This is a genomic window from Myroides sp. C1519 (assembly GCF_038039755.1).
In the GTDB taxonomy this organism is placed as follows: domain Bacteria; phylum Bacteroidota; class Bacteroidia; order Flavobacteriales; family Flavobacteriaceae; genus Flavobacterium; species Flavobacterium phaeum_A.
In genome coordinates, this window is record NZ_JBBPHM010000028.1 from 22,663 (window position 1) to 29,390 (window position 6,728).

The window sequence follows — 6,728 nt, forward strand, 5'->3', positions numbered from 1 at the left end:
CTATTTCTTTATAGCTAATTTTCTTTAGAAGAATCGCGGTGCATTAATTGTACTACGACGGTTAAATAATTCGAATCTTAAGAAAATCTCGTGTGATCCTGAGTTATAACGTTGAAGCGCAGTAGTCTCAAAGTCATAAGAATATCCAACAAATAGGTTTTCATTGACTTGGAATCCTGCCAAGGCGCTCACTGATGCATCCCAACGATAAGCTGCTCCTAATGTAAACTTGTCATACATCAAAAAGTTAGCTGTCAAGTCTACTTGTAATGGTGCTCCACTTACTGCCTTAACTAAAGCGGCTGGCTTAAATAATAAGTTCTCACTCACATCAAATACATATCCTCCCATTAAATAGAAGTGCATCTTCTGACGCATAGTCGTGATATCATTATCATCGTAGCGATCTGTAGTCAAGAAGTTCGGAACCGATAGTCCTACATAGGCTTTGTCAGAGTATAAATAAACCCCTGCTCCAATATTTGGGTTAAACTTATTATTAATATTCTCTTGACTTACAGGATCAGTAGGATTGTGGATATTAAGCTTTGTATAATCAACACTTAATAAATTAGCTGTTCCTTTCAAACCAAAAGCTAATTTATAATCAGCATTTAAGTCAATAGCATAAGCTAAATCTACGGAGATGTTATTCTCATCCATAGCCCCTAATCGGTCATTGGTAAAATTCACTCCTACTCCTAACCCCCTTTCTCCAAGAGGTGTAGACACAGATACATTCGCTGTCTTAGGTGCTCCATCTAGTCCTACCCACTGTGTTCTATACATCCCAAACACATTAAGTGTTCCACGACTCCCTGCATAAGCTGGGTTGATCATATTAGTATTATACATATACTGGGTATATTGCGGATCTTGCTGAGCTTGAATAGTTTGGAAGCAGCCTATTAGCAATAGACTGATTCCGATTTTCTTTATATTTTTCTGAATACTCATAACTCTTCTTACTTATTACTTTCTAAATGTAGGTAACCCGATTTCTTAATCATACGAGAGCCACTAGCATCTTTATACTCATAACTCACGATGTAGAAATAAGTACCTGTAGGTAACTTCTCACCTTTATTTATAGTAACACGTCCATCAGAGTACCCTTTAAACACATTACCTGCACTGTCATAACTCTTTGTGTCAAATACCTTAACTCCCCAACGGTTGTAAATTTCTACTGTGTTATTAGGGAATCTGTTAATATTATCTATGATAAAGTAATCATTCTTTCCATCTCCATCAGGAGAAACAAGGTTGTAAATAACGATATCTCCATCTAAGATTAAGTCTGTATTCACAGTAGCTAATGTAAAGAATCCGTACCCCTTAACACTCGTAGGTGTAGTGATCTCTTTTTTCTCTAGATCTACTACTCCTCCTTCGTCTATCCAAAGTTGTTGCTTAGCATCCCAACGTACGATGTGTAATTCTTTCTCTGGGTTAACTAATAACTCTTTAGGTGTAGTACGCTCATCCCAACTCAAAGTTAGCATGATATCTCCTTTACTATTATCACTTCCTTTATCTATTGTCCAGTATTCGCGCTCATCTAGTAGATTAATCACTCCAGACTTAGCGCTACGCGCTCTAAAGAAATTCTTATCATCTAAGTTATACTTTCCTTCATACGCATCCTTTACATGCTTAGGAGCAGTGATTCTAGCATAACGGTATAGTCCTTTATCTCCTTTAGGGTATTGGAACTCCTCATTACCTATCTTCTCTATATAGCCCTCTGCATGACTTCTATCTGTAGGCTTAAGCGCTTTCGCTCCTTGATGGAAGGTTAACATCCCTGCTAGTGAATCCACCTTAATAATACCATCTTTAAAGTCTACACTACCTCTTACGTTAGCCTCATTCTTTAGGTCAAAGGCCATGTCTTTAGTAGAGTTGTCTAGCACTACATCAAAGAAATTAGAAGGTTGGCTTCCTGTGATATGTTGAGCTCCTTTCGCTTCTTCAAAAGGAGTGAACACAGCTTTAGAACCTTTGGCACTTGTACTGTGATCATATATATTGTCATTGTTAAAGTTGTTGTAGTAATAAACCGTTCCATCATTCTTTACATACCCTTCTTTTGCATTATCAAAATCATAGATAGTAGACATGACTCCTCCCTCGGCTATCGAAATCTTTCCTTGGTTTACCATTACTTGGTCTTTCTTAGCTTGTTGTGCTACTACTGTAGCTGGCAATGCTAAACCTAGTAAAGCAACTGATTTATATAATTTTCTTGATTTCATAGTTTTTATTTTATAATTAATTAGCTACTGCTTGATTTAATAACATTGGATTAGTAACAGCAGAACAATCATTTACTTTGATCTCAAACTCATTTGATGTGTCTGAACATTGATTGTTAGTTACATTTAATCGAATGCGTAAACCATTTAACTCTTTACTAGCATGACTAACTTTAATTGTTTTTCCCTCAAGAATAATTCTATTTGAAAAAGTAGTATTATCTAATTCTTTCCAATTTGTTGTTCCAGTTGTAGTGTATTCCCATTTATAATTTGAAACATTTGTAGTTATAGATACTTTAGCAGAATCAAAATTTTCACAAATCACAATATTGTCAATATCCTTGCTTACCTCTGGCAAGGCATTAATCACAATAGTAAATTCTTTTTTAGGACCTATACATCCATCCTTTCCCTCTGCAACAAAATATTTATAAGTACCTACAGCACTTGGACTAGGAACATGTGATAATTCAACTTGATTACTATCAAAATAAACCAATTCATAACCTTTATCTTTTCCTGTAGCCGATAGCTCATTTTCTAATACTAAAGGCTCTCCAAAACACAACTCTCTATTCTTAGCAATAGGTGAAGTAGTTACTTTTTCAATACTGATTTCTAACTTAGCATAACAACCATCCTCCATGCCAGGCACCATCACATAATACATTTTTTTACTACCATTACTGTTAACAGGAAAATCTCCAGTTACTAAGCCATCATTAGAAGTATAAGTTGTTGGTACTTTACTATAAAACTTAGCTCCAGGAGGATACATATTTACAATTTCACTTCTATCAAATCCTGTTGTTGGTACAGAACAAAAAGCCTTAAACTGCATAACTCCATCTTCTACAAGAGGGTTACAGTTTTGCAAGAAGTCTGTTGTAACACTTATCGTAAAAATAAAATCATCATAAACAGGACCAGCACAAATTCCGTTTCCATAATCTCTTACTAAATCAGAATTTACTTTTGATTTTGATGTAGCTCCTTCTCCTGATATTTTACCATTAATCTTTACCTCTAATCCACACACATTGGTAGATAACAATACACAATTATCAGATACTCTAAATCTATATCTTAATTGCGCCAACAACTTTTCTTTTGTTGTATCTAAAGGTAAATTTCCAATATCCCAAACAATTTTACCTCCTGCTGTAACACTTGGATCATTTGTACCTCCAGTAGGTGGTACCCAAATAACACTTCCTGATGCATCTAGACCAGGCACTATTTCTACGTCTAGAAAATGCAGATTAAAAGGTACAGGTATTTCAATTTTAGAATTATTAACCGCTTCTGTTCCTTTGTTATAAACATCTAGCTCAAATTCAAACTCTTGTCCAGGAGTGATTGTTCCATTATTTAATGGTTTTACACCGCCATAATTAGTTGCTTTATTCTCTCCTACTACATCAGGAACATAAGCATCTACAGCAAATACAATATTAAATATAATATATGTATCTTGATTTGATCCATATGAAAATGAAGTTGATGACTGATTATTTCCTATAATTTGATTACTAGTATTATTTAACTCAAACATAGAAATATCCATTCCTGTATTATTAATCAAGTTTGGATTTCTTGGGTTTCCTCCTGTATGAATTGAAGAATTAAAAAAGTTGTTAGTAGAGTTACCTCCATGGTTTAAGTCTTGATAGCTATTAGAATTTCTTTTTTGAATCTTAAAATAGTCTCCAGAGATATCCTCATCTCCTTCACCGGCCATCATTCCTATTTTTACATTTACATCTCCATTTTGGGTGGCTCTAAAACCACTCACTGGTAAAATAGCTGCACCTGTTCTTTTAACCATATAACCATAACCATCAAAAACAGTAATATCTCTCCATTTCATCGAAGTATTTTTATAAATAACAACCATTCCCCATCCTCCATAGAATCCAGTTCCTCCACCTTTCCCTTCTTTTAAGGCAATGTCAGCCACAAAATAATTTGAAGCTCCATGTTCACGAACATAATCAGTTACATCAGCATAAGCCGCATACATAGCTCCTTCTGATGTAGAGGGGTAATATATATCAGTATCTTTTGCCGTTATTTGTATATATGACTGGTTTTTAGCTTTTAACTTAACTTTACGTTTATCCAATCCGTCGAAAGTCAATGGGCTATTTGTATTCCTAACATCTATATCATGGGCACGTCCCGTCCAATATAAACCTGCATATACAATTTCAGTACATTCACCACCTGGTAGAATTAGCTCTGCAGAAGATGAGTTTATTGTGTTTCGATCATTGTCAATGTCTACATAGATCATCTCATTATTATTTCCCCCTTGCTTTCCACTATTTGCATAATTTTTTAAAGTAAGGTTAGTATTACCAATCATGGTAAAATCTCCTTGCAGATTATAATTCTTTACATTAGTATATGGTTTGGGTGCTTTTGCTGATTCACGTGGTTTAAAATCTTTTATAACTTGTGCAAAACCCGAGTTACTCCCTAGTACTAAAAAACTTAATAATAAGAGGGCTGATAGATAAGCACTTATTTTTTTTGAATATTTTTTCATAGCTTTTCTATTAACTTGGTTGATCCATTGTTGAATACAGAATTTCAACATCTTGTTTTTCGTTTAACTTTTGTAATAAATCAATAAACTCTGTTTGAATTAACTCTTTATCTAATTCTCGATATGATCTAATGTAGATGTATCTAAGGCTTTTTAATTGAATAATTAAATCTTTGGGAACAACGATTTGCTGCTTTCCATCCCATTTAATATTTATTAAAATAACCTCTTTTAATTTATCTTTATAAACATTGCTTAAACCAATAAAGTCGCTAGTGTCTTCAATAGACATTTCAATTATCTCTTTAGAGTTTCCTTGGTGAATTTTAGCTTGCTTATCAAATGCTATAAACATAGAAGTTGGTGCACCATTAGCTAGATAATCAAGATCATTAGCCTGTGAATCAGTTAATTTAATAAGTTTCTGATTGTATTCTAAAATAGCACTTTGTGCTTGTGCTTTGATTCCAAAGCACAAGACAAAAGCTATTATTATATATAAAATATTATTTTTCATAATTAATTATCTTCATTAACAGAGAATACAATGTTTATAAAGCTTCCTACATTTACATTAGCTGTATCACTTACTTTATATGTCATTAACCCTACTGCATTAATACTTACAATAGTAAATACTCCTTCTGTTGCATAAGTCACATGAAAACCTAGCTCTGATGCAGGTAAAACTGGTAAAGCTGATGCTCCATCACTACTCATTACAGGACTACCAAATTGTTTCTTATAAATAGCATACATATCTATTGTACCTGTACGAGTTGCATTATTATATGCAACACCTTCTTGTTGAGCTTGACTCTCTGCCGTAGGAACCATGACTGAAGGCATATAGAAGAACTTAGGCATTGCTGCTTTTAAAGCTTTTATAATGTCTCCATTTTTATCTACTGCTAATAAATGCTGAGTAACCCCCTCACTTTCATTAACTGCTTGCGTTTTTTTCTTGTCAAGCCCCGTTAAAGCAAGCGTATTATCAGTAGTAGTATTAATAGCTGTTTTTTTAGTTAGTAAACCTCCTAATTGGATATTAGTGTCTGTTTTAGTAAGTCCATTATTCGCTGTAACTATCTCTCCTACATCAGTCTGATTTTTCCAAGTAGGAGCTCCTGTATTATCTGTAACCAATACTTGATTATTACCTGCATTAGCTATGTCTTCCGGTTTTATCGTTCCATTTTGGATATGATCTGTTGTAATTTTATTATTAGCAATATTTAGTTTAACATCTGTTAATAATGATTTAGTAGCTGTTGTTGCTATTGCATTACTATCAGTACCTATAACAATTACACCATCTGTTGTTAATGTTTTAGCATCAACTACCTTATCAACTGTTACATCTGGTGTTCCTGGAATCCAAGCTTTTGTTGTTTGGTCATAAATTAACGTTTGTGCATTAGAAGGTTGAGTATCACTAACTAGCGTACCTTGGATAGCTTGTACTACAGTTTTACCTTCTTTTAGTACAGCATCTCCTTCTAAAATTAACTCTGCCTCTACTCCATTAACAGAACTTACTATAGCTGTTTCCCTAGTCACAAGAGTATTAGAAGTAGCAGACTTTTTATTAATCCACTTAGTTGTAGCTGTATCTCCTGTTCCTTCTGTTACTAAAATTTGTCCATCTATTCCTGGTTTAATTTTATCAGTGGTAATTCCTTTATCTGCAATTTGGATACCGGCATCAGCTAATAACTTATCAGTTCCATTTACTCCTGTTACAAATTCAAGTCCTCCTGCTAATGATAAATCACCTTTTGTATTATCTACTGTAGTCTTTAATTCTTCTAATGCCTCTTGTACATTTGTTGATGTAAAGCCATTAGTACTGTTATCAAATGCAATAGCATTTGCATTGGTATTAATACTTGTGATTGTATCTCCTTTTCCATCTT

General features: G+C 33.9%; 5 protein-coding genes. All 5 read right to left on the reverse strand.

What is annotated here, in order from left to right; genetic code table 11:
• Positions 1–24: 24 nt before the first annotated feature.
• The gene (locus AABL81_RS12610; protein ID WP_341341222.1) at positions 25–957 is read right to left on the reverse strand and encodes a PorP/SprF family type IX secretion system membrane protein; all 933 of its coding nucleotides are present in this window, start codon (positions 955–957) and stop codon (positions 25–27) included.
• 8 nt (positions 958–965) lie between these two features.
• Positions 966–2,258, reverse strand: a complete 1,293-nt coding sequence (locus AABL81_RS12615) for a gliding motility-associated C-terminal domain-containing protein (RefSeq protein WP_341341223.1) — start codon at positions 2,256–2,258, stop codon at positions 966–968.
• 16 nt (positions 2,259–2,274) lie between these two features.
• Positions 2,275–4,812: a hypothetical protein gene (locus AABL81_RS12620; RefSeq protein ID WP_341341224.1), complete on the reverse strand. Its 2,538-nt coding sequence runs from the start codon at positions 4,810–4,812 to the stop codon at positions 2,275–2,277.
• A gap of 10 nt (positions 4,813–4,822) precedes the next feature.
• Positions 4,823–5,329 carry a hypothetical protein gene (locus AABL81_RS12625; protein WP_341341225.1) on the reverse strand — a complete coding sequence of 169 codons (507 nt, stop codon included), beginning with the start codon at positions 5,327–5,329 and terminating at the stop codon, positions 4,823–4,825.
• Positions 5,330–5,331: 2 nt separating this feature from the next.
• Positions 5,332–6,728: hypothetical protein (locus AABL81_RS12630; protein WP_341341226.1), on the reverse strand; the 1,397-nt coding region annotated here is incomplete at its 5' end.